Source organism: Acinetobacter sp. 12966, assembly GCF_031196995.1.
Taxonomy (GTDB): domain Bacteria; phylum Pseudomonadota; class Gammaproteobacteria; order Pseudomonadales; family Moraxellaceae; genus Acinetobacter; species Acinetobacter geminorum.
Window position 1 is genome coordinate 22,753 of sequence record NZ_JAVIMC010000098.1, and the last position, 23,874, is coordinate 46,626.

Below are 23,874 nucleotides of genomic sequence, written 5' to 3' on the forward strand. Positions count from 1 at the left end.
TTTCATACCGTCTCTACTTTTTACTATTTAAAATTCCTAAGCCATACATCGGCCATTTCGTACTCGCTTTAATATTATTAATGAACATCGCCACTAAAACTAAAGACACTGCACCGACCAAAACAGGGAAAATTAAGAAATTCCACTCGTAATGTATGCTGCTTGCGGTGAGCAAAATAACCAAAGGATTAGCTCCAGCAGGTGGATGAACGCATTTAAAAACCTGCATGAGCGCAATTGCACAGCCCACTGAAAAAGCAATTGTAAAAATGGAAACACCGACAAATTTTAGAAAAAACAAACCCACAAAAGCCGAAATAAGATGCCCAAATATAATATTTCTGGGCTGTGCCAAAGGTGACTGCGACACGGTATAGAGCAATACACAGGTTGCACCAAACGGCGCCATGATAAAGATATTGTGTGTGAGCTTACTCAACCACAACAGTATAAAAATACTGAGCGTCCCCCCAACAAGGCTTCTTAAGACATCAACTTTAGTGGGCGACGGAGCCAGTTTTTCTTTGCCATAAAAGATCGAGAACATGGTTTTATTCCTTAAACAGACATTGCTTTTTAAAAAGCATATAGATAAAATTTCAAATAGTACAGATCTGTACTATTTTATTTTTTGGAAAAGACACATGTCAAAATCTGCCTTAAAAATATTAGATACAGCCGAGAAGTTATTTAATGAAAATAGTTTTGTCGGGGTTGGCGTTGACCTGATTCGCGATGAATCTGGCTGCTCTAAAACCACCATGTACACGTACTATAAAAATAAAAATCAACTGGTTAAGTCTGTGCTCGTTGCACGTGATGAGCGATTCAAGCAAAGCCTTTTGGGCTATGTGGGAGATGCAACAGGGCTAGAGGCCATCAATAAAATTCTGGATTGGCATACCAACTGGTTTAGACAAGATTTTTTTAAGGGCTGTTTATTTGTAAGAGCTGTCGCTGAATCTAACCAAGATGATCAAGACATTATTTCTATTTCTAAAGCCCATAAACAATGGATTAAAGTATTGATTGCACAAAACTGCAATATACCCAATGGTGAAGCTTTATCTGAGCTGATCTATACGGTGATTGAAGGGCTAATTAGCCGCTTTTTAGTCGATGGTTTCGATGAAACACTTGCGACAAACATGAAAAACTCTATTAATCAATTATTTAATATTCATAAACATTAGCATGAGAACTTAAAATGGAAGTGGACCATATTTTTATTTGTGTACAATCAGGCGCTCCCGAAGCTGAAACTTTAAAAAAATTCGGTCTAACAGAAGGTTCATCCAACAAGCACCCGGGTCAAGGTACCGAAAACAGACGATTTTTCTTTAAAAATAGCTTTATCGAATTAATCTTTTTAAATAATCCAGAAGAAGCCTCAAGCGATCTCACCAAACCAACTCTGCTTTTTGAACGACTCAGTGCTCAAGATAATATCGCATCCCCTTTTGGAATTTGCTTTAGACCTAAAAATAAAGATGATAACGGCGCAAAATTTCCTCATTGGGTTTACAAGCCAAGCTATTTACCAGCCAGCTTAGAAGTAAATGTTGCCAAAGATGCTGTGGTATCTGAACCGATGTGGTTCTTCCTTTCATTTGCTTCACGACCAGACCTTGCTGTAAAAGACAAACAACAACCACTTGTGCATAGCAAAGATTTATCAGAAATCACCGCGATTAAGGTTTCTGTTCCAAACCTTAAGCAGCATCCTACTTCATTACTGTTCAATACAGTTGATAATTTTGAAGTAACTGATGGATCGGAGCATTTAATGGAAATTAGTTTTGATCATGAGCCTCAAGGAATGATTCATGATTTCAGACCAGAGTTGCCGCTTATTTTTAAATATTAAAGCTCTTACTTTTTAATAAAAAAACTGTGATTTATTGCGAATCACAGTTTCCATTTAAATTGAATCACATTAAAAGCGACAATAGCTTAAGCAATTTTCCCATCAATAATGCCCTTCTCCTTTAATGCAGCCAGCTCTTCTGCTGTTTTAAATCTCGATAAGATTTGAGCGGTATGTTCACCTAGTTCTGGTGGTGCATGATGATATTCAACTGGAGTATCAGACAGTTTGATGGGTGAACCAATCGTTTGAAAGTTTTCATTTAAACGATGAGGAATGTTCACCACCAAATTGCGATGTACGATTTGTGGTTCAGCCAAGGCATCTTCAATAGAGTTGATAACACCTACGGGTACTTTTAAAGCATGAATCATCTCAACCCATTCTTTGGCAGTTTTCTGCAGAAAGTGCTCCGACAATAAAGGAATCAGTTCATTTCGATATTTGACACGATCTTGATTGCGTACAAACTTTTCATTTTCGAGTAACTCTGGATAACCAATCGCAATACACAAATCTTTAAACTGTTTATCGTTACCGCACGCAATAATAAATTCTTTATCTTTAGCCTTAAAAGTTTGATACGGCACAATACTCGGGTGTTGATTACCCATGCGCTGTGGGGCTTTACCCGAAGCTAAATAGTTCATTCCCTGATTTGCCAGTGCCGCGACCTGTACATCAAGTAAGGACATATCAATATACTGACCGCGCCCCGTGTGCGAGCGTGCAATCAATGCTGCCTGAATCGCAATGGTAGAATATAGACCAGTTTGAATATCTACCACAGCCACACCAACCTTTTGTGCACCACCACCAGCCACATCATCAGGCTCGCCAGTAATGCTCATTAAGCCAGACATACCCTGAATAATAAAATCATAACCGGGTTCTTCTGCACGTGGACCATCTTGCCCAAAACCAGTAATCGAGCAATAAATAATATTTGGGTTTAACTCATTTAAGGAAGCATAATCCAAACCATATTTAGCCAAAGATCCTGTCTTATAATTTTCAATTACCACGTCGGCAGTCTTGGCAATTTCATAAATTAAGGCCTGACCTTCAGGTGTGGTTATGTCTACCGCAACCGAATATTTATTGCGGTTGGTACACTGAAAATAGCCAGATTCACGAGTCATGTTACCGTCTTGATCGGGCATCCATGGTGGACCCCACATGCGGGTGTCATCACCGACTCGAGGACGTTCAATTTTAATCACTTCCGCGCCAAGGTCTGCCAAGATTTGCCCACACCATGGCCCCGCAAGCACACGACTTAAATCTAAAACTCGAATTCCTTGTAATGCGCCCATAACGATACCCTTATCTTTTTAGAAAGTACTCAACGCACCTTCTTTTCATTGTTTATGATTGTCTTTGTGGATCGTACTGACGATCTTTAATAAATAAGCCCGGCAATACACCCGCAACAAAATACGCAGCTCCCATCACAATAAAGGCCATGGTAAACGTACCTCCCGACGCTAAGAATCCAATGGTGGCTGGTGCAATCGCTGCCCCGACACGACCAATGTTATAAGCACCGCCAATGGCTGTTCCGCGCACATCGGTTGAAAAACTTTCAGCCATATAAGTCGCGTTCACACCATATGGAATGCCGTATAAAAAGCCAAAAGTGATCAATAAATACAAAATATTGTCAGGGGTATTGAAGAAAATAATGATTGGCAAGAATACAGCGCTGGCAATTGTTCCAAACACAAAAACAGCACGGCGGTTAAATTTGTCAGCAAGATAACCCGCTAAAATTTTGCCTAGAATCATTGCAGTATATGAACCCACCATATAACTGGTTAAGTTTTTAAAGTTCATATGTACTTCTGTTTCTAAATAACTTGGCATCCAGTTGTTAATGCCGTAATAACCAAACTGCAAGAAGAATGCTGTGGTCATCCACAACAAAAACATTTTACGGTGCTTAAAGTTATTAAAGATTTGTTTGTAAATACTGCTACTTTTTGGCTTTTCAGCCACGACCATTTCTTTAGGTTGTCTGTTGCCTTGTAAGCTTTCAATTTTGGTGAGCTGCCAAGATTTTGGCTCTGGCACAAATCGTTGTAGGAAAATATTAACAAAAGCAGGCACTACGGTCAGGAAGAACAAAACACGCCAGCCATGATCTGGAATAATTGCACCAGCTAATAACGTCGCAGCAATATAACCTACGGTCTGCCCCGTCTGTAATGTGCCCAAGACCGTTGTACGGTAAGTTGTCGGCACATATTCAGCCATTAAGGTATTACAAGCCATATAGAGTGCTCCGATTCCCAAAGCACCAATAAAACGTAAAGCCATAAATTGCTCGAAGCTTTGCGTAAAGCCTAACAAACAAGTCGCTACCGAAAAGAAGGTTACCGAGTTGGCAATCGTTCGTACACGGCCAAACTTATCACATGCCCAACCACCCAAAATACCGCCAATCCCCATACCTGCCAAAGAAGCACTGCCTAAAGCACCCGCTTGAAAGGTACTTAAACCAAACTCTGCCTTTAAACTGGTCAAGCTATAAGACAGCAGCATAATATCAATGCCATCGACCACCATCGCAAAATAGGCAAATAACAACGCCCATTTCCATGTATGAGGTCCAATTTTTTCATATGTTCCAAGGTTACTTGAAAATGTATTTCTTAATTCTTTCGATATTACTTGAACGTCATTGTTCATCTTTAGTTCCTCATTTTCCCAAATGAGTCATCGATAGCTTACTTATGTTTTCTGTATGACTTAATCTTCTTTACTTTTCATCGTCTTACATTTACTTTTAAGTACACAGAGGACATCTTCACATGAGTATCCTTACGATGAATCTTGTCATTTTCCATAAATTTTTGCGTAAAAATCCCTAAAGGTGCTCCCGAAAGAACACCTCTATTTTTAAAAATGAGTGAGTTAGTTACTAAATGCGGCTATGCCTGTTTGTGCACGACCTAAAATCAAGGCATGAACGTCATGTGTGCCTTCATAGGTATTTACGACTTCAAGATTGACCAAATGACGTGCCACACCAAACTCGTCACTAATACCGTTTCCACCCATCATGTCACGTGCCATGCGGGCAATATCAAGCGCCTTTCCACAGTTATTGCGCTTAATTAGGGATGTGCCTTCAACTGATGCAATACCTTCATCTTTCATACGGCCAAAACGTAAAGCTGCCTGTAAACCCAAAGCAATTTCAGTTTGCATATCTGCGAGTTTCTTTTGAATCAACTGATTTGCAGCCAACGGACGACCAAATTGTTTACGGTCCATGGTGTATTGATGTGCAGTATGCCAGCAGAACTCGGCAGCACCCATTGCACCCCATGCAATACCATAACGGGCACTGTTCAAACAGGTAAATGGGCCTTTTAAACCTCGAATTTCAGGGAATGCATTTTCTTCAGGTACAAAAACGTTATCCATTACAATTTCACCTGTAATCGATGCACGTAAACCAACCTTGCCATGAATGGCAGGCGCAGATAGCCCTTCCCAACCCTTTTCTAAAATAAAGCCGCGAATATCACCCACATTACCTTCAGCAGAAACTTCTTTTGCCCAGACGACAAATACATCGGCAATTGGGCTATTAGTAATCCACATTTTTGCGCCAGTTAAACGGTAACCACCATCAACTTTTTTAGCACGGGTAATCATACTGCCCGGGTCTGAGCCATGGTCAGGCTCGGTCAAACCAAAACAGCCAATGTATTCACCCGTAGCTAGTTTAGGTAAGTACTTCTGCTTTTGTTCTTCACTACCAAACTCATGAATTGGAACCATCACCAATGAGCTTTGCACGCTCGCCATAGAGCGGTAACCTGAGTCAACATATTCAATTTCACGCGCAACCAAACCATAACTCACATAGTTCAAACCCGCGCCGCCATATTGCTCAGGAATGGTTGGCCCCAGTAAGCCAAGCTCTCCCATTTCACGGAAAATAGATGGATCTGTTGTTTCATGACGGAATTGTTCAAGTACACGTGGTTGCAAACGTTCTTGGCAATAGGCATGAGCCGCATCACGAATCATGCGCTCATCTGGGCTAAGCTGTTGCTCAATTAAAAATGGGTCTTGCCAGTTAAATTGAACTTTTGCTTTTTTTGTTGTCACCATGTGATTCATCGCATCCTCTGCATGATTTGATCTTCTTTATTTAACTCGATGTTATGCGTGAAAAATGCAGTAATCAAACGATAAATGTTCATGCAGATATGCGACTTACGCATATTTAAAATAAGACGCATAAACTTTAGATATTTAATTCGTTGTATTTCATTAAAAATGGCTTATTTTTATACTAAACTTAGATACCTGCATGTAGATCATATGCTGTTTTGAAATATGACGACAAATAAAAGGATTTATTTATGCGAAGAAGCATCCCTTCCATTCAGGGTCTAATTTGCTTTGAAAGTGCAGCAAAACATCTAAGCTATACCTATGCTGCGCAAGAGCTATGCATTACTCAAAGTGCAGTTTCGCGCCAAATTCAGCAGTTAGAAGACTTCTTGGGCGTTGAACTCTTTATCCGTACTCGGCATGGTGTTGAACTGACCATTGCAGGACAACAATATTTTAAAAGCATTAAACCCTACTTGTTAGGGCTAGAGAAATGTACGGCCGATGTGATTTCTCATAAGGGTTTAGGTGGAACATTAAAGTTAGGTGTGGTTCCTACCTTTGCAACGCGATGGTTATTACCCAAGCTCCATCTTTTAAATCAAAAACACCCTGAAATTACAGTTCACTTAGAAACTAGTACCAAGCCCTTTTTATTTAATGACAATATTTTTGACGCTGCCATTTTTGCAGGTACGCAGCAGCAAATTGACCACTGGCCCGGCATACAAGCACATTATTTAATGGATGAAGAAATTGTACCTGTATGCTCACCAAGGCTCATCGAAAAGTATTTTCCAGATGCTGTGATGATTAATGAAAATACCTATGATCTAAGCTGCGAGGATTTACTAAAAATTCCCCTACTACAACAAACCACTCGGCCTAGCATTTGGCAAGAATGGTTTCTAACCCATCAGATGAAACACCCTAAGCCTTTTGATGGACAACGCCATGAGTTATTTTCAATGCTTGCGGTTGCCGCGAGTCATGACATGGGAATGGCTTTAATTCCACAAATGCTGATTGAGTCTGAACTACAAAAAAAAGAACTGGTGATTGTTTCCAATAAGAAACTAAAAGGTAGCCGAAAGTACTATCTCATTCATTCGAGCCAAGATATCTCACCGACTATTCAAAAATTTGTTGAGTGGATTTACCAAGAGTTAGAGCAGCTAAAGAGTAATTCAAATTAGCCCAATAGCCTTTATTTATGCCCAATAACGCGAACTATACTCATAAAAAAAGATTGTGATTAATCAAATCACAATCTTTTTAGTTAAGTGTAAATGACTTTGAAATTAATGACTCATTAATTGAATATCTGAACCGCTACGTTTCGGGTCAATCAAAATTTTTGCATGCTGTTCAGGATCACGTAATGCTTCAAATGCATTAGTTACGCCTTCTAGGCCAACAACACCAGTAATGAGCGGTGAGCAATTTACTTTACCTTCTGCAATCATATGTAGTGCATCTCGGAACTCAAGCGGTGTATAGCCCAACACGAACTGAATTTCTAGCTCTTTATTAATCGCAAGTGCTGGTTCTATTTTGTCACTTTGCATGCATACGCCTACCCCGACAATTCGGGAAAACAAAGGCGCCCCTTCAATAATTTGCTGCAAAACACCCGGTACACCGACACACTCAAAAATAACAGGGCGTTTTGGCAGAGCACCCAATTTATCAATCATGCGCCATCCATGCCACCACGGTAAGCGAGTCGCTTGTAACTTATCAAACAGTCCCATCCCCATGTTAATGGCATCAGAAACATTACCAAGCAAACCAAACTCTTTCCAGTTGGCAAATGGCGATGTCTCTTTAGGGTCTACCACAATATCTGCACCACATTGCTCGGCAAGCTTACGACGGTTTGGTGAAAAGTCGCTGGCAACCACAGTTTTAACCCCAGCCGCTTTAAGCATTAATATGACACCTAGCCCGACAGGTCCACAGCCAATCACAATAGCAGGTTCACTAGTTTTTACACGGCTACGGCGAACAGCATGCAATGCAACCGCCATAGGTTCAGTCATGGCAGCACTATCCGCATCTAGACCATTCGGGACTTCAAACATCAAGCTTGATTGAGCCAATACTTGCTCGGCATAACCACCCGAAGCATTTGGCGAAAGTCCCGTAGACAAATAACCATGCTGATCAACGTTTAAAAGCGGCATTGCGCAAACAAGTGTATCAGCTTTAAATTTGTGACGTGTTTTTGGGCCGTAGTCTAAAACCCTGCCACAGAACTCATGCCCCAATACAAACGAATCTGTAGACTTGGCTAAACCATTAAACCCGACACGTGCAGCTAAATTATGCATGTGGTCGCAGTGGTGCTGCATATGTAAATCTGAACCACAGATCCCGCATCGCACCACTTCCAATAAAACCTGCCCTTTTGCAGGCATTAAGTTCGGTTGGTCCACGACTTGCAACGTTGCTTGATGACAAAGTACCGACTTCATTTGAGCGCTTCCTATTTCTTCTTTTTCATTTACTTGCCAGAAATAGATTTCTACAGATAAATTAATCGCCTTATCAGTTTGGTCTTTAGCAAGCCTTTATTCATCTTTACAACTAAAAGGCAAAATACCAATGACCATTCTTCAGCCAATCCACTCTTGAAGAGTCAACAAAAAAAGGCTCAGCGAAATTAAAAACAATAAAAATCTTGGTGCTTGTATCTTACACAGGCTGCGTTGTCTTCTTAGGCCAGAACAATGTCATCAAAATTAAAACTTATACAAATATAGTAAGTTCAAAAAACTCAACTCAAAGCTTTTCACAAAAACATAGCAAATCCAAACTTTTATCAGTGCATCTAAACAGGCATGATAAATTAAGATGAACAGAGTAAGAAGAAATCTATGATTACAAAAACGCTCCCGCTTACAGATATACACCGCCACCTTGATGGCAACATCCGCATTCAAACCATTTTAGAGTTGGGGCAACAATACAATTTAGATTTGCCTGCTTACGACATTGAATCTTTACGACCACACGTACAAGTGATGGATAACCAACCCGACTTATTAAGTTTTTTATCTAAGCTCGATTGGGGCGTAAAAGTATTAGCGAGCCTAGATGCCTGCAAACGCATTGCTTTTGAAAACATGCAAGATGCAGCACAGCAAGGCCTAGACTATGTAGAACTGCGTTTTTCACCGGGTTATATGGGCATGACACATCAACTCCCCCTTGAGGGCGTTGTTGAAGCTGTGATTGCTGGAGTAAAAGAAGGTAGTCAAGCTTACGGAGTAAAAGCGAATTTAATCGGCATTATGAGTCGTACTTTTGGTCAAGAAGCCTGCGAAAAAGAATTAAATGCCCTACTTGCCCATAAAAATGATATTAAAGCGTTGGATCTCGCTGGAGATGAGCTTGGTTTTCCGGGCAATTTATTCATTGATCACTTTAAAAAAGCGCGTGATGCAGGTTGGCACATTACAGTACATGCAGGCGAAGCTGCCGGCCCAGAAAGTATTTGGCAAGCTATTGAAGAATTAGGTGCTGAACGAATTGGACATGGTGTTAAAGCAGTTCAAGATTTAAAACTTTTAGATTATTTGGCTAAACACCAAATTGGTATTGAATCTTGCCTCACCTCAAATATTCAAACCAATACAGTTCCCTCTTTAGCAGAGCACCCATTAAAGACTTTTTTAGAACATGGTGTACTTGCCACTATTAATACAGATGACCCAGCAGTAGAAGGCATTGAGATACAACATGAATATTTAACTGCTGCCCCATTGGCAGGATTAACCCCTGAGCAAATTTATACAGCTCAAGAAAACGGTCTTAAAATCGCATTTTTATCAGATCAAGAAAAAGATGAGTTAAGGCAGAAATATCAATAACAGAGCTTATATGTATATAAGGAGACGAATTCAAATATTGGAGGCGTTTGAATTAAAATTTAGATATATAAAACAAAAAAATTCCTTCTATCAATAAGACAAGAAGAAATTATTTTTAATATTTGGGATATTTTATAAAGCTTGAACGATTTTAAATATGGTCGGAGCAGTAGGATTCGAACCTACGACCCCCTGGTCCCAAACCAGGTGCACTACCAGGCTGTGCTATGCTCCGAAATTGGGGTGAATGACGGGATTCGAACCCGCGACAACTGGAATCACAATCCAGGGCTCTACCAACTGAGCTACATCCACCATCAAATAAGTTCTATGTACCAAGCTACCGAATGGCGCGCCTGACAGGATTCGAACCTGTGACCATCCGCTTAGAAGGCGGATGCTCTATCCAACTGAGCTACAGGCGCTTAACCGATGATGCTTATCATGCGATACTTCGCCGATCTTAAAATATTATTTTAAGTGGTCGGAGCAGTAGGATTCGAACCTACGACCCCCTGGTCCCAAACCAGGTGCACTACCAGGCTGTGCTATGCTCCGATCTATCTCAGCTTTTGCTGTATCGCACATCGTGCGGTACGGTGTGCATTCTAGGCGCGACGCCCTCAGACGTCAACACCTATTCTCAAAAAAAGTTAAAAATCCTTATCAAATGTATATTTAACAAGCATTTTGAGGTTTTTTAACGTTTTAACGATGCACTAAAGGCTAACATTCGATCTAAAGGCATTTTGGCACGTTCAGCAAGTGCTGGATCGACGTGTATTTCCTGATCACCTTTTTGTAAAACTTCTAAAATTCCGTCGAGTTCATTCATTGCCATCCACGGACAGTGAGCACATGAACGACAAGTTGCCCCCTCACCCGCTGTTGGCGCTTCAACTAAAATCTTATTGGGAACCGCTTGCTGCATTTTGTAGAAAATGCCACGGTCAGTTGCCACAATCAGTCTTTCATTTGGCAAAGTCTGCGCAGCTTTAATCAGTTGAGAAGTACTACCTACTGCATCTGCAATTTCTACAACCGATTCTGGCGATTCTGGATGTACCAATACAGCAGCGTCTGGGTACAGTGCTTTCATGTTGGCAATGCCACGTGCACGGAATTCTTCATGCACAATACATGCACCATCCCAAAGCAACATATCTGCACCAGTTTTCTTTTGAATATAGCGACCTAAGTGCTGATCTGGCGCCCAAATAATTTTTTCGCCTAAGCTGTCTAGATGTTCAACAATTTCAACAGCACAGCTCGAAGTCACGACCCAATCGGCACGTGCTTTAACAGCAGCCGATGTGTTGGCATAAACAACTACGGTATGGTCAGGGTGCTGATCACAAAATGCCGTGAACTCATCAACAGGACAGCCCAAATCGAGTGAACAGGTTGCTTCGAGTGTCGGCATTAAAATTGTTTTTTCAGGAGACAGAATTTTTGCTGTTTCTCCCATAAATTTGACCCCAGCAACAACTAGTGTTGAGGCAGCATGATCTCGTCCAAAACGGGCCATTTCTAAAGAGTCAGAAACGCATCCACCTGTTTTTTCGGCAAGTTCTTGTACTTCAGGGTCGCAATAGTAATGAGCAACAAGGACAGCATCACGTTTTTTGAGCTCTGCTTCGATCTGTGCAAACTTTTGTTGTTTTGCTTCTTCACTTAAGCGATTGTCTTTTGGCTCACCTAAACGGTCTAAATGCGCTTGTACAATGTTTTTTGCATCGTTGGCAATTAAAGTCGCATCACTCATAAAACGTCTTCTCTATCCTTCATGCTGGCATACCTGCTCGCATATAACGTTACTGCTTAAATGATTTATGGATTGAATCATTTAATATCAAAAGATGGGGCTAATAAAAAAGCCTCTTTGTCGAGGCTTGATTATAACTGATATTTAAGAACGGTAATCAGCATTAATTTTGACATAGTCGTAAGATAAGTCACAGGTATATACTGTGTCTTTGGCCTGACCACGTCCTAAATCAACACGAATGGTAATTTCGGTTTGAGCCATAACACGCGCGCCCGCTTCTTCGGTATAGTCCTCAGCTGCGCCACCATCTTTACAAATTTGTACATCGTCTAACCACACTTGAATTTTAGACACGTCTAAGTCTTTAACCCCTGCATAGCCAATCGCAGCTAAAATACGTCCCCAGTTCGGGTCCGATGCAAAGAGTGCAGTTTTGACAAGTGGTGAATGGGCAATGCTATAAGCAATATCACAACATTCTTGAGTATTTGCGCCGCCTTCTACAGCAACAGTAATAAATTTCGTCGCCCCTTCACCATCACGGACAATTAACTGTGCTAAACGATTCATTACACGAGCAAGAACTTCTAACACTTTAGCGTAGCGTGCATCGCTGTCTAATGTGATTTCAGTACCACCTGCCTGACCTGTTGCTACGAAAATACAAGAGTCATTTGTTGAGGTATCACCATCAATCGTAATACGATTAAATGAATGCTCAACCGTGGTCTTTAATAGCTTTTGTACTAAATCACGGCTAATAGGTGCATCTGTTGCCACAAAACTTAACATAGTTGCCATGTTCGGGCGGATCATGCCAGCGCCTTTACTAATACCTGTCATGGTATAAGTAATGCCATCAAGCTCAAATTGTTCAGATGCGCCTTTAGGTACAGTGTCTGTGGTCATAATGCCAGATGCAGCATCATTCCAAGCCGCGTCTTGCAGGGTATTTAACGCAGGCTGAAGACCGGCAAGTAAGCGCTCCATTGGAAGCTGCTCACCAATCACACCTGTAGAAAACGGAAGTACTTCAAAACTGTTAACTCCTGCAAGCTCAGCTAACTTCGCGCAAGTATCCTGAGCATTTTTCAAACCTGTAGGTCCAGTACCTGCATTGGCATTACCCGTGTTAATTACTAAATAGCGCGGATTACCTTCGGCAAGATGAGCTTTAGAGACATGAACAGGCGCTGCACAAAATGCATTTTGAGTAAATACACCAGCAACATTTGAACCTTCTGCAAACTCAAAAATGACTAAATCTCGTCGGTTTTGGTAACGTACATATGCTTCTGTTGAGCCAATTTTTACACCTTTTACCACATGCATTTGTGGCATTGTTACGTCACCGACAGCCATTTTTAGAACATCCAAAGTTTGTTGAATAAGATCAATATTTCAAAAAAAGCAATGCAGTAAAGCACCGACCTTATGAAATATCATAGTGGACAGCTTAGTAGAAAAGTCTAAAAAAATCGAGCGCAAAAACGGCTCATTGTTGCTCTAGTTTTAATAAAATATCTTTCTTATCAAGCCCACCAGCAAAACCAACTAATGCCCCACCCGCACCAATGACTCGATGACAAGGTGCAATAATGGAAATCGGGTTTTTGCCATTTGCCGCGCCAACTGCTCTCACCGCTTTTTCATTGCCAATTTGAACAGCAATATCTTTATAACTTCTTGTTTCACCATAAGGGATGGTCAGTAAAGCAGCCCATACTTGTTTTTGAAATGCAGTCCCTTCGAAATCTAACGACAATGTAAATTCACGGCGTTTGCCTTCAAAATATTCTTTTAATTGTTGTTCGGTCTTTAATAAAACTGGATGCTCAAGTTGTTCGACCAGCTCGGCCAGTCGAACACGTTTTGGATTTTCATTGTCCCAAAGTACTGCCACCAAAGCATTTTCATTCGCAACCAGCTTTAATTGCCCAACAGGCGAATTGATATACTTATAAGACAGCAACATAGTTTTATTCTCTTAAGACGGCGATGAAATTTTCATTAAAACCAAACCTGACACAATTAATACAGCGGCAATCATTCGCATAGCTCCAATAGGTTCATGAAGAAAAAATATACCTACAAGAAATGACCCAATTGCGCCAATGCCTGTCCAAACCGTATAGGCAGTGCCAAGAGGTAAAGTTTTCATTGATATTGAAAGCAGTACTACACTCAAAATCATAAAAACTACGGTAATAACACTAGGGGTTAAACGTGTAAAACCTTCAGACATTTTCATAGAATATGCCCAAATGATTTCAAATACACCTGCTAAAATTAAAATAGCCCAAGCCATAACATTCACTAATTTTTATAGCGTCAGGTCGTCCCGACATGATGTCCCATTATGGGGGAGGTCGTTCCTCCTTTATGTGAGGACTCAGTTTACTTTAAAATAAAAAATGAAGGCAAACCCTGACACAGGCTTGCCTCTATCAGAAAATATTATTCATTTTTTAACTGTAAAATTTTTCGTGCACCATTTAAAACAAACAAAACAATAATTAATCCAATCATTAAATCAGGATAACGCGAACCAGTAATGGCAACCAATATCCCTGCAATAATGACACCTAAGTTAACGATGACATCATTTGCAGAAAAGATATAACTCGCCTTCATATGTGCCCCGCTCTCCTTATGGTCTCTCATTAAATAAAGGCAACTAATATTGGCCGCAAGAGCTAATCCGCCAATTAAAATCATGAGAATTGAAACAGGTTCACTGCCATAAATAAAACGGCGCAACATATCGATTAACACAATCATGGCTAAGCCAAACTGCAACCATCCTGAAAGATGCGCAGCCTTTAATTGCGCATTTAGATTTTCACCCACCACAAATAAAGCAATGCCATAAATTGCAGCATCAGCAAACATATCGAGCGAATCGGCAATTAATCCTGTAGAGGAAGCGATGATGCCGGCCATAAACTCAATGACAAACATGACGCCATTAATCAGTAACAACCATTGTAAAACTTGCTTTTGTGCTGCATTGGTTGAAGAACTAGCTCGAACCTTTTTAGGTTTTTCAACAGGTTCATAATGTGGCTGCGTTTGTTGTAACTCTGCTCCTAATCCTAGACGCTGTAAACTTTGAGTAATCATTTCAGCCTGAACACTGTGATAAATCGCCAAATGACGCGCTGGTAAATCAAAATGAAGTTCTTGAATATCGTCATTGTAAGAGGCTAAAGCCATCCGTACCATTTGCTCTTCGGCTGCACAGTCCATTCGGGGGATATGGTAATAACTTACCCATTGACTCTTTTTAGCCACAGGTTCACTAGGCGTGAAACACTCCTGAGACGTCGTGCTTGAGCACCCACAGCTAGAGCTAGTTTTACTTAAATGTATTTGATTCTCTTGTTTTTCTAAAGCCATCTTTGCACCATAACTGACACAAAAAACAATGCAATTAGTATAAACCAATGGCATATGTTTAAGCTTACTTTTTGTTCGTAAATTAGAATTTTAGCGTTAACCCTGCTCCATAATACCAACCATGTTCAGAGTCGGTTCCAGTTTGCCAATCAGTTTGTTTTAAACCTTTCTCATAGCCATAACCGACATCAACAAATGGCATGACCTTTTTGTTGATTTCATAACGGGTTTGAAAACCAGCTTGTAAACTTGATAAACCTGTTTTACTGGCATATTGAGATTCATCTTGCAAAACAACATCTGCTTTTAAATAAGGTTTACCAATTAACTTTTGGGTAAAGAGTAAGTCCCTTTCTGTTTCTAGACTTAACTTCCATAGCTGGTCTTCACCTACATAAAGATAAGCATCGGTTTCAAAAAAGTAAGGTGCCATGCCATGTAAACCCACTACACCGGCCCAGCGATCTTGCTTTTCATCTTCTCTTTGTAAACGTTCGTAGTTTACACCGGCCTGTACATCCCAATAGTCAGCTACATTTCGGCTATAAAGTACTGAACCGCCGTAATTAGCATCTTCTGACTCTGCTTTTTCAACGTGGGCTTTAATGAACAATTTGTTTTCATCCGTTCCCACCCAAGTTTCTAATTCCGAAGAAAAACTACCTTCTCCCTCTTCGTTTTGAGTCCATCCCGTATCAATCGTAGTTGCTTGATAGATCTGACCACCGTGTTCGCGTAAATGATCATGTGTAAAAGGTTCTTGAGCAAAAGTAAATATAGATATACTCGAGAAAGCACTGCAACATAACATTTGAGAAAATAACTTAGTGATGCGCATGACTAGCTCCTTTCTCATTTTTAGATTGAACTGGTGGTTGAGCTTGAGCAGGTTGTTCTCCATCATTTACTTGAGCAACAATCAACTTATTCATCATTCCGGCACTCATGTGATAGAGCAGATGGCAATGAATCGCCCATTCTCCTAAGGCATCGGCTGTCAATAACGCAGTAACCGTCTTTCCAGGTGGAACAATAAGGGTATGTTTATTTGGTAAGTTTTCAGCTTGTTGGCCATTTTCTAACTGCATAAACATGCCATGTAAATGCATTGGGTGAGCCATCATGCTGTCATTCACAAACTTCAAGCGGATGCGTTCGCCATACTTAACTTGTAATGGTGTCGTATCACTAAATTTCTTGCCATTAATGGTCCAGATATAACGTTCCATGTTGCCACCTAAACGAATGACTAACTCACGTTCCGGTGCACGAGTATCTGGTTGAGGTGTTAAAGATTGCAAATCGCTATATTGGAGTGCCTTCATACCCGCTGGTGTTGAAGCATTTGCCCAGCCATAAACTGGCTCATCCCTTTTAGTCTTATTGTCAGCTTGAATCGGCATCTCATGATTCATATTCATCATAGCGTGGTCATGCTCGCTAGCTGACATTGCCTGCATATCATGCTTCATTTCAGGCATCGCTGACATGTCGTGCTTCATTTGCATCATAGAATGGTCGTGTTGGCCAGATGACATATTTTTCATGTCATGATCCATTTTCATCATTGTAGAATCATGATTAGCATGGCTCTCTTCTTTTTTCATTTCAGGCATGGACGACATGTCATGCTGCATGTTCATTTGATGGCCAGCATGTTCACCATTTCCATCCCCATGACTCATGCCCATATCTTCCATGGTTAACAAAGCGCGTGGACGTGGTTCTGGCATTTGAACTGGGCCTACAGCCTGTGCACTTTCATTATGCAAAGTACCGATAGCAAAACCACTACGGTCAATAGACTCGGCTTCAATCTGATAATTTGCTTGTTTAGGCTCTACAATGACATCGTAGGTTTCAGCTGTACCAATACGAAACTCATCAATTGCAACAGGCTTAACTGGCTGTCCATCTGCACTCACAACAGTCATTTTCAAATTTGGAATTCTGACATCAAAAAATGACATGGCCGATGCATTAATAAATCGTAATCGAACCTTATCACCAGTCTTAAAGTTACCTGTCCAGTTTTGCTGAGGTGTTTTGCCGTTGACTAAGAACGTATAGCCCGTCACATCAGACATATCGGTTTTTAACATCCGCATCTGATTCCACATCGAACGATCTTGCCAAGTTGCTTTTAAACCTTGTGTTTTAACTTGCTTCAAAACATCAGATACGGTTTCACGGCGGTTTTGATAATACTCAGCAGATTTCTTCAAATTCTTCATAATGCTATCGCTAGAAGAATTATGAAAGTCTGAAAGCATCACTACATAATCACGATCAGTTTTCTCATGAGCAGCAACAGGTATTTTTTCCTTTTGGATAAATCACGAGCGGGCCATATAAACCATCTTGCTCTTGGCCTTTACTATGGGCGTGATACCAATACGTGCCGTTTTGTTTCACCTTAAAGCGGTAAACAAAATCTCCATTTGGAGCGATTCCTTTAAAACCATTGAAACCCGGTACACCATCCATTAACCCTGGCAGTAATAACCCATGCCAGTGCAAAGAGGTATCTTGATTCTTTAACTGATTATGAACATGAATAACAGCGTCATCCCCCTCCTCAAACTCAAGGAGTGGTGCTGTAAACTTGCCATTTACGGTAATTCGTTTTAAAGGTTGGCCCGTAACATTGACCTGTTGTTCATTAATATTAAGGTGATATTCCTTAATTGCTGCGAGTGACCATGGTGAAACCAATAGCCCAAATACAGCGACTAAGCTGCTAATTGTTTTATGAGACATTGCTGTGATCCTTTTTAATTAAAAAAATAAGTAAATAAGGATCAAGCTTTAGGAGGACGTAAAATTTCTTGCCAGTATCCGGCTAAATGTTGAGCCTGATAAATACTGCTAAATTGATATGAAATAGGAATAAATGGGGATTCAACGTCTGGTACAGCTTGCTGCAGAGCAAAATTCACCATTTGGCAATGGACAGGGTTACAGTCCTGACAATGCTCTCCATGCGAATGAAGAGACTGTGTTATCTTTTGATTACATACAGGCTGATCATTTGCTTGAGTATGCATATTGTTATGCGAAAATTTTTCGCTATGACACGGCATAGTATGAAGATCATGTTGCATAGGCTTCTGTGCAATAGACACACCACTCCACCCAATGACGAAAGCCATTAGGAACACAAACCAAGCATACTTGCGTAAGTGTTGTAGAGCCATTGTGATTTATCGCCTAGAGCCGATGAGTGATCTTAATGCCATTAGCATAACGAAGTTTTAAAAGAGATACAATTTTCTATCTTAACTGCTTGTTATAGAGCAATTAAGCAAATGGGGGTTGATGCTGAAGTACTAAATCAATCACCTCTAATGCACCTTCTTGCTCATTACTTACAGTAGTATAAGGCGCCACTGCTTTTAATGCTTCTACTGCATTTTCAACTGCAAACCCATAACCCACAGCTTTAATCATCTGCATATCATTGTTGTTATCACCAATCGCAACCACTTGATTAGTTTCAACCTGCCATTTTTGTAGTAATAAGTTCAAACCGTGTGCTTTATGCTGGTCGGGAAGAATCAAATCGATAAAATTAAAACCACTTGAAACAGGTACCAAAACTTTATCTGCTACAAAACTTTGCTTCTGAAAATGCTCAAAAATCGCAAAGCTCTCGTTTTCCTGAGCCGTAAAAGTAATTTTGCACACTAAGTCATCTAGTGCATAAAAGTCATCTACAACTGTCAGCTTTTCAAAATATCGGGCAACCTTGGCATAGTCCTCTGCGTTCATGCTGCTATGCACATAAGCACTTTTTTTTCCACAGATCACCATGGTTGAGGTATACGCTGGGTCAATCGCTTTTAAAATTTCAACGTATTGTTGCTGACTTAAATGAGCAAAAGCTAATTCTTGCCCAGCATCTACAACATGTGCGCCATTTTCTGCAATAAAAGCAATCTCATGATTAATTTCTGGAAAATAGGTAACAAGTTTTGCAAGTTGATTACCACTGGCTACCACAAAATGAATATTATTTTGTTTTAGTTGTTCATATTGTTTTAAAAAACGTGCTTTGTTGTACTGCTTTTTGGAATTAAGAAAAGTCCCATCCATATCTACCGCTAAAATTTTTACTGTCATTAATAATCGAGGTCTCTTACTAAAAACTTATTAAACCAAATTTAGCTTTATTTTTCATGACACTTTTACAGTTTTATACGTATGCATGCACAAAAAGTTTTACACAGAGATGCATTGTTTTTTGCACAGGTTATTTTTTAGCAAAGCTTAATAAAAAACTAGCTAATAAATTATTCAACACGCATAAAAAAAGAACGCCAAAACGTTCTTTTTTCATAGTTTTTGTCTATAGAATAAACGGTTGATCTAATTTTGTTTATTTTACCAACATCTTATCCATACGGTTATCAACACAGTTATCCATACAGTTATAAACAAAGTTATCCACAGGTTTATTTTAGATTAACTCTATCTTTTTAAGCATCAACACTGCCTACTTTCGCAAGCTCTGCACGCATTTGGTCAATCACAACTTTATAATCGGGTTGACCAAAAATTGCTGAACCAGCAACAAACATATCTGCACCAGCTTCTGCAATTTCACGGATATTTGCAGGACCAACACCACCATCAACTTCTAAACGGATATCACGGCCACTTGCATCAATAATTTTACGAGCTTCACGTAATTTTTCTAAAGTCATTGGAATGAACTTTTGTCCACCAAAACCAGGGTTTACACTCATTAATAAAATTTGGTCAACTTTATCAAGTACATAATCTAGATAATGCAATGGTGTTGCTGGGTTAAAAACCAAACCTGCTTTAGCACCACCAGACTTAATAAGCTGTAATGAACGATCAATGTGGTGAGATGCTTCTGGGTGGAATGTAATAATATCTGCCCCAGCTTCTAGGAAATCGCCAATAATACGATCAACTGGAGATACCATTAGATGCACATCAACAGGAGCTGTAATCCCATAGTTTTTTAAAGCCTTACATACACCTGCACCAAAAGTTAAATTTGGAACATAGTGGTTATCCATCACGTCAAAATGCACTACATCTGCACCTGCGGCTAACACTTTGTCTACATCTTCGCCTAAACGAGCAAAATCGGCAGATAAAATAGAAGGAGCAATCAAATAAGGCTTGGACATAGGTGGATGACCTGGCTAGAAGTTTAAGGAGAGGCTAAAAATTATAACAAAAAAGAACCTACTTGGCCCGCCCTTCCTTGCTTAAATGACAACATTTCAAACATGAAACGTAACGTTGCAACAATAGAATGCTAATGGCCAAATGAATTTGTTAAGGTACATTAAACCAATGTGAGGATTGATAATGAAAAGCACAACTCATCTATTAACAAACGATGGAAAACGCATTGCAAAACGTCTAGTTAATCATTGGAAACACAAATTTGAAGTACAAGAAACCGAACAAGATTTTAAAATCTTAATGCCTACCGCAACAATTACGCTTGCACCAGAAACAGAGCAGTTAAACGTTGCTATTGATAGTCAGTTAGATGACCACAACCACTTAGAAAAAGTTGTTCTTGATCATCTAAACCGTATGGCTCAACAAGAATTTCAAGTTGAATGGCAACACTAAACTAATTAGCCAGATACTTTTTCTAACTGGATTGCATGAAACTGCAAATGCTCATCCATAAAGGTCTGGATAAAATAATAGCCATGATCATAGCCAGCATGTTGTCTTAAAGTTAAAGGCTGTCCTGCCTTTAAACATGCTTGTTTAAATTTTTCAGGGTGAAGTTGTTCATAAAATTGGTCATCCAAACCCTGATCCACCAAAATTTCGCTAAATACTGCACCATTTTTTAAAACCAAAGCGGTGGCATCATGAGCCAACCAGCTTTCGCGGTCTGCACCCAAATAATGACTAAAGGCTTTGTCACCCCATGCACATTCGGTTGGTGCACAGATCGGGGCAAAAGCAGATACCGACTTAAACTTTTCAGGATATTTAAACGCTAAAGTTAATGCGCCGTGGCCACCCATTGAATGCCCAAAGATACCAACTTGTTGAGCATTTACAGGAAAGCTTTTTAAAATGAGTGGATATAGCTCATCTATTAAATAACTTTCCATTTGATAATGCTCAGACCAAGGTGCTTCTGTGGCATTAATATAAAAGCCTGCGCCTTGACCTATATCCCAATGATCCCCTGCCGCAACCTGTTCGCCACGTGGAGAAGTATCAGGTGTAATCAAAATAAGACTAAGTTGTGCTGCCAGATGCTGAGCATGTGCTTTTATGGCAAAAGTTTCTTCAGTGCACGTTAAACCCGCTAAGTAAAACAAAGTTGAGCAAGCTTTACCTTCTAAAGCTGCCGGTGGTAAATAAACACCAAACTTCGCTGCTCCTTTTAAATAAGAAGATTCAAATTGGTATATACGCTGCTCGCCCTCAAAGCAGCGGTTTTTTTGCAGGAGTTGCATCGTTTTTGGCCTCTGTTTTTGTTTGAGCAATATCTACACTACCCGTATTTTGCTGAGGAAATAGATACTTTTCCAATTGAGGTAGCATAAGTTCCATATTTTTACCGATCATCCACTGAGGTTCTGAAGGTTCAACACCTTGAGCCACTTCCCATTTGGTTACCGTTTGCTTAGCGGTGTTAAACGAATCTTTCATTGACGATTGCTCTCGCATAGCTAAATCAAAGAAAGCTCGTCCAAAATAGGTATAGTCAGCTTCGTTATTACACCCAAAAGAAGTTTTATCAGCAGCCGATGCAGTAATAATTAAAGTATCAGGAGACTGTAAAGCAGGAATAAAGCTTCCTGAATAACAGGCAGAAATGACAATCACACGCCAGCGAATGCCAGATTTATCCAGTGTTTCACGTAACCATTTCGGGTCTACTTGCCCTAAATCTAATGGCGCATTTTCAATTTCGAAGTGATTTTGTTCACCGTGTGAAGTCATATATAGAAATAGGACATCGCTATCACGGTTCATTTGCTGGCCCATACGGCGTAGTGCCAGTTCAATACTGGTTTTAGACGCAATCGGAATTTCTGTTCGCGTATCTGGATTATTGACCAGCATCATCGAACGACCAATCGTTCCGAAACGTGTATCAAACTGCTCTTTAATACGGACCACTTCCGATTTAAAAACATCTTGATAACTATCGCCAGCAACACCTAAAAAGTACCAATGGCTTTTGGCGAGCTCACCATATTGAACTTGCTCTAAAGAATCGTTCAACAACTTACTTTGCGCATAAAAAGCATCTTCAGCAAATGTAGGAGCCGAATCTTCTACTTTCCAAATCGGTTGATCTTTTACAGAAAGTTGCCAAACCACCATCGTTGCAATAGTCGCAACCATAACCAATGCACGTTCCCACCATGGCCATTTAAGCTCACGTGAGAAAACCCAAATTACCGCTAAACTTTGCCACACGAATAAAGCTACAAATAAGCTCGGTAAAATTCCGTTATAAATAGCATCGGGAATAAAGTTGAGATAACCATTAGACCCCAAATACTGAATTAAACATTGAATTAATAAGATATTTGTATCTAGAACTAGCCAAAGTAAAGCAGGAACTAGCATTAAACGAGGTTGGTTAGTTCGCTGTGATAAGAAAATACCAACAATTAAGGCAATGAATGGCCAAAGTGCATAACCAATTAAACCTTGTGAATTAAAATCACCGATTTGACCAGCGACAAGCCAACTATAAAGAGAGTTAGTACATCCTCCTAAAATTCCCCAGATAATAAGCTGAAGAATAGATGGATGCACAATCTGTAAAGAACGTCTTGACCCCAAAAACAGCCACATTCCGGCAATTTGGTTGCTTTTAAAATCATGCCAAAAGTTAATGGAGGGTTTAAGATCAATCATAAAAGGTTTTCAAAAATTTCGTTTTTGACAGGCATCTTAAGTGTATGCCTGCTAAGAATTTTAGCAATCATGCTTTTGAACTATATCACATATATTTGTGCATTATTCAAGCAATAAAACCTAACCTTACATAAGCCTACTGAAAATACGCATCAAAACGACAAGCATCCCCTTGCCATTGATGAGCTGGCTCTTGATTTGCCAAGAAAATAGCATGGCGTGGCCGCTTAACCACGACACGCTTAGCAACTTTCTGTGCCAAAACTAGCAAATTATCCCCCAAATCCATCTCACCATCTTCGGGTAAAAGGAGATGTAAAAGCTGCATCTGCTTTTTGACTTGAGCTTGTTTTTTAATTGCTTGTTGATTCTGGTCGCGCTGTGGGAACATCGGGTCAAGATAGACTACATCAACCGTTTTTGCTTCTTGATGTAATTGCTGTAAATAGCTTGCAGAGTCAGCAAAGATCAGTTGAATACGATCCATAAATTGACTTAAAAATGGATCACGTTCCGCCTGAGCTTTTGAATCTTCAAGTAAAGTAAATAAAATCGGATGGCGCTCAACGAGCTGGATTTGGGCACCTAGATAAGCCATAAGTAAGCTGTCATGGCCTAAACCCGCTGTAGCATCAACCAGTACCGGCTTTTCACCTAACTGACAAGCACGGGCAATCATTTCCGATTTAAGACTTGCACGTTTTAAACGTGGAATTTCAGCTTTCCAATCGGGTTGCATTTTCATGCCATTAGCAGATAACCAAAGTCCGTTTTCATCTACACAAAGGGCAATTTCAGGGTTGAAGCGTAAAAACCGCGCATTCAGCTTTTCAATTGGCTGTAAATCGACAGTCACACCTCTAGAACAAAGCACAGCTTGATAGTGCTGTGCCTGTTCTTGAAAAACTACTTCAAAATATATATGCATGAGTACTGCC

At 40.1% G+C, this 23,874-nt stretch carries 22 protein-coding genes, 4 tRNA genes and 1 pseudogene; 5 read left to right on the top strand and 22 right to left on the bottom strand.

The annotated features are described in order from the left end of the window. Positions 1 to 13: 13 nt before the first annotated feature. Positions 14 to 547, bottom strand: a complete 534-nt coding sequence (locus RFW85_RS15560) for an HPP family protein (RefSeq protein WP_170248446.1) — start codon at positions 545 to 547, stop codon at positions 14 to 16. A gap of 97 nt (positions 548 to 644) precedes the next feature. On the opposite strand from RFW85_RS15560, the gene RFW85_RS15565 reads away from it, so the two are divergent. Further along, the gene (locus RFW85_RS15565; RefSeq protein WP_032042435.1) at positions 645 to 1,193 is read left to right on the top strand and encodes a TetR/AcrR family transcriptional regulator; all 549 of its coding nucleotides are present in this window, start codon (positions 645 to 647) and stop codon (positions 1,191 to 1,193) included. A 14-nt stretch (positions 1,194 to 1,207) separates the two neighbouring features. Then, positions 1,208 to 1,867: a VOC family protein gene (locus RFW85_RS15570; RefSeq protein WP_170248447.1), complete on the top strand. Its 660-nt coding sequence runs from the start codon at positions 1,208 to 1,210 to the stop codon at positions 1,865 to 1,867. 86 nt (positions 1,868 to 1,953) lie between these two features. Here the strand turns inward: RFW85_RS15570 and RFW85_RS15575 are convergent, their stop codons facing one another. The 3 genes from RFW85_RS15575 to RFW85_RS15585 form a co-directional block, all read right to left on the bottom strand. Further along, positions 1,954 to 3,183: a CaiB/BaiF CoA-transferase family protein gene (locus tag RFW85_RS15575; RefSeq protein WP_170248448.1), complete on the bottom strand. Its 1,230-nt coding sequence runs from the start codon at positions 3,181 to 3,183 to the stop codon at positions 1,954 to 1,956. A 52-nt stretch (positions 3,184 to 3,235) separates the two neighbouring features. Beyond that, a complete protein-coding gene (locus tag RFW85_RS15580) occupies positions 3,236 to 4,558 on the bottom strand; it encodes an MFS transporter (RefSeq protein WP_170248449.1) in 1,323 nt (440 codons plus the stop codon). A gap of 225 nt (positions 4,559 to 4,783) precedes the next feature. Continuing rightward, positions 4,784 to 6,004, bottom strand: a complete 1,221-nt coding sequence (locus tag RFW85_RS15585; protein WP_170248450.1) for an acyl-CoA dehydrogenase — start codon at positions 6,002 to 6,004, stop codon at positions 4,784 to 4,786. Between the two features lie 245 nt (positions 6,005 to 6,249). Here RFW85_RS15585 and RFW85_RS15590 point away from each other — a divergent pair, with 245 nt between their 5' ends. Continuing rightward, complete coding sequence (locus RFW85_RS15590; RefSeq protein WP_170248451.1) at positions 6,250 to 7,197, top strand: LysR substrate-binding domain-containing protein; 948 nt, start codon at positions 6,250 to 6,252, stop codon at positions 7,195 to 7,197. Between the two features lie 105 nt (positions 7,198 to 7,302). Here the strand turns inward: RFW85_RS15590 and RFW85_RS15595 are convergent, their stop codons facing one another. Next, entirely contained in the window at positions 7,303 to 8,478 is a 1,176-nt protein-coding gene (locus tag RFW85_RS15595; protein ID WP_170248452.1) for a zinc-binding dehydrogenase, read from the bottom strand. A gap of 402 nt (positions 8,479 to 8,880) precedes the next feature. Between RFW85_RS15595 and add the strand changes: the two genes are divergently transcribed. Next, positions 8,881 to 9,876, top strand: a complete 996-nt coding sequence (gene add / locus RFW85_RS15600) for an adenosine deaminase (RefSeq protein ID WP_170248453.1) — start codon at positions 8,881 to 8,883, stop codon at positions 9,874 to 9,876. 158 nt (positions 9,877 to 10,034) lie between these two features. Here add and RFW85_RS15605 read toward each other — a convergent pair. The 14 genes and pseudogenes from RFW85_RS15605 to rpe all read right to left on the bottom strand — a co-directional run bounded on the left by RFW85_RS15605 (position 10,035) and on the right by rpe (position 20,208). Then, positions 10,035 to 10,111 (bottom strand) — tRNA-Pro (locus RFW85_RS15605). A gap of 4 nt (positions 10,112 to 10,115) precedes the next feature. Next, positions 10,116 to 10,191, bottom strand: a tRNA-His gene (locus tag RFW85_RS15610). Positions 10,192 to 10,224: 33 nt separating this feature from the next. Continuing rightward, a tRNA-Arg gene (locus RFW85_RS15615) sits at positions 10,225 to 10,301 on the bottom strand. Between the two features lie 56 nt (positions 10,302 to 10,357). Then, a tRNA-Pro gene (locus RFW85_RS15620) sits at positions 10,358 to 10,434 on the bottom strand. Between the two features lie 142 nt (positions 10,435 to 10,576). After that, the gene (nadA, locus tag RFW85_RS15625; RefSeq protein ID WP_002115913.1) at positions 10,577 to 11,641 is read right to left on the bottom strand and encodes a quinolinate synthase NadA; all 1,065 of its coding nucleotides are present in this window, start codon (positions 11,639 to 11,641) and stop codon (positions 10,577 to 10,579) included. A gap of 144 nt (positions 11,642 to 11,785) precedes the next feature. Then, positions 11,786 to 13,006, bottom strand: a complete 1,221-nt coding sequence (gene argJ / locus RFW85_RS15630; protein ID WP_068529833.1) for a bifunctional glutamate N-acetyltransferase/amino-acid acetyltransferase ArgJ — start codon at positions 13,004 to 13,006, stop codon at positions 11,786 to 11,788. A 133-nt stretch (positions 13,007 to 13,139) separates the two neighbouring features. Then, positions 13,140 to 13,619: a methylated-DNA--[protein]-cysteine S-methyltransferase gene (locus tag RFW85_RS15635; RefSeq protein WP_170248454.1), complete on the bottom strand. Its 480-nt coding sequence runs from the start codon at positions 13,617 to 13,619 to the stop codon at positions 13,140 to 13,142. 12 nt (positions 13,620 to 13,631) lie between these two features. Beyond that, positions 13,632 to 13,952 carry a multidrug efflux SMR transporter gene (locus RFW85_RS15640; protein WP_002115842.1) on the bottom strand — a complete coding sequence of 107 codons (321 nt, stop codon included), beginning with the start codon at positions 13,950 to 13,952 and terminating at the stop codon, positions 13,632 to 13,634. A 149-nt stretch (positions 13,953 to 14,101) separates the two neighbouring features. Further along, positions 14,102 to 15,097 (bottom strand): cation transporter, encoded by a 996-nt coding sequence (locus tag RFW85_RS15645; RefSeq protein WP_216076532.1) that lies wholly within the window; start codon positions 15,095 to 15,097, stop codon positions 14,102 to 14,104. A gap of 28 nt (positions 15,098 to 15,125) precedes the next feature. Beyond that, positions 15,126 to 15,881 carry a copper resistance protein B gene (locus RFW85_RS15650; protein ID WP_216076533.1) on the bottom strand — a complete coding sequence of 252 codons (756 nt, stop codon included), beginning with the start codon at positions 15,879 to 15,881 and terminating at the stop codon, positions 15,126 to 15,128. Continuing rightward, positions 15,868 to 17,803 (bottom strand): annotated as a pseudogene (locus tag RFW85_RS15655) (copper resistance system multicopper oxidase). The gene RFW85_RS15650 and the pseudogene RFW85_RS15655 overlap by 14 nt, the downstream one beginning before the upstream one ends. Positions 17,804 to 17,844: 41 nt before the next feature. Beyond that, positions 17,845 to 18,240, bottom strand: a complete 396-nt coding sequence (locus RFW85_RS15660; RefSeq protein ID WP_170248456.1) for a hypothetical protein — start codon at positions 18,238 to 18,240, stop codon at positions 17,845 to 17,847. Positions 18,241 to 18,343: 103 nt separating this feature from the next. Continuing rightward, positions 18,344 to 19,165, bottom strand: coding sequence for a Cof-type HAD-IIB family hydrolase (locus RFW85_RS15665; protein ID WP_170248457.1), 822 nt, complete (start codon positions 19,163 to 19,165; stop codon positions 18,344 to 18,346). Positions 19,166 to 19,521: 356 nt separating this feature from the next. Further along, a complete protein-coding gene (rpe, locus tag RFW85_RS15670; RefSeq protein ID WP_000043044.1) occupies positions 19,522 to 20,208 on the bottom strand; it encodes a ribulose-phosphate 3-epimerase in 687 nt (228 codons plus the stop codon). Between the two features lie 184 nt (positions 20,209 to 20,392). Between rpe and RFW85_RS15675 the strand changes: the two genes are divergently transcribed. Beyond that, positions 20,393 to 20,665, top strand: a complete 273-nt coding sequence (locus RFW85_RS15675) for a DUF2218 domain-containing protein (RefSeq protein ID WP_000843456.1) — start codon at positions 20,393 to 20,395, stop codon at positions 20,663 to 20,665. A gap of 5 nt (positions 20,666 to 20,670) precedes the next feature. On the opposite strand, the gene fghA is transcribed toward RFW85_RS15675, so the two are convergent. The 3 genes from fghA to RFW85_RS15690 all read right to left on the bottom strand — a co-directional run bounded on the left by fghA (position 20,671) and on the right by RFW85_RS15690 (position 23,864). Then, a complete protein-coding gene (gene fghA, locus RFW85_RS15680) occupies positions 20,671 to 21,516 on the bottom strand; it encodes an S-formylglutathione hydrolase (RefSeq protein WP_170248458.1) in 846 nt (281 codons plus the stop codon). After that, a complete protein-coding gene (locus RFW85_RS15685) occupies positions 21,485 to 22,936 on the bottom strand; it encodes a C13 family peptidase (RefSeq protein ID WP_309171668.1) in 1,452 nt (483 codons plus the stop codon). Before RFW85_RS15685 ends, fghA begins: the two co-directional genes overlap by 32 nt. Positions 22,937 to 23,072: 136 nt before the next feature. Continuing rightward, complete coding sequence (locus tag RFW85_RS15690) at positions 23,073 to 23,864, bottom strand: class I SAM-dependent methyltransferase (RefSeq protein WP_170248460.1); 792 nt, start codon at positions 23,862 to 23,864, stop codon at positions 23,073 to 23,075. Positions 23,865 to 23,874 lie beyond the last annotated feature (10 nt).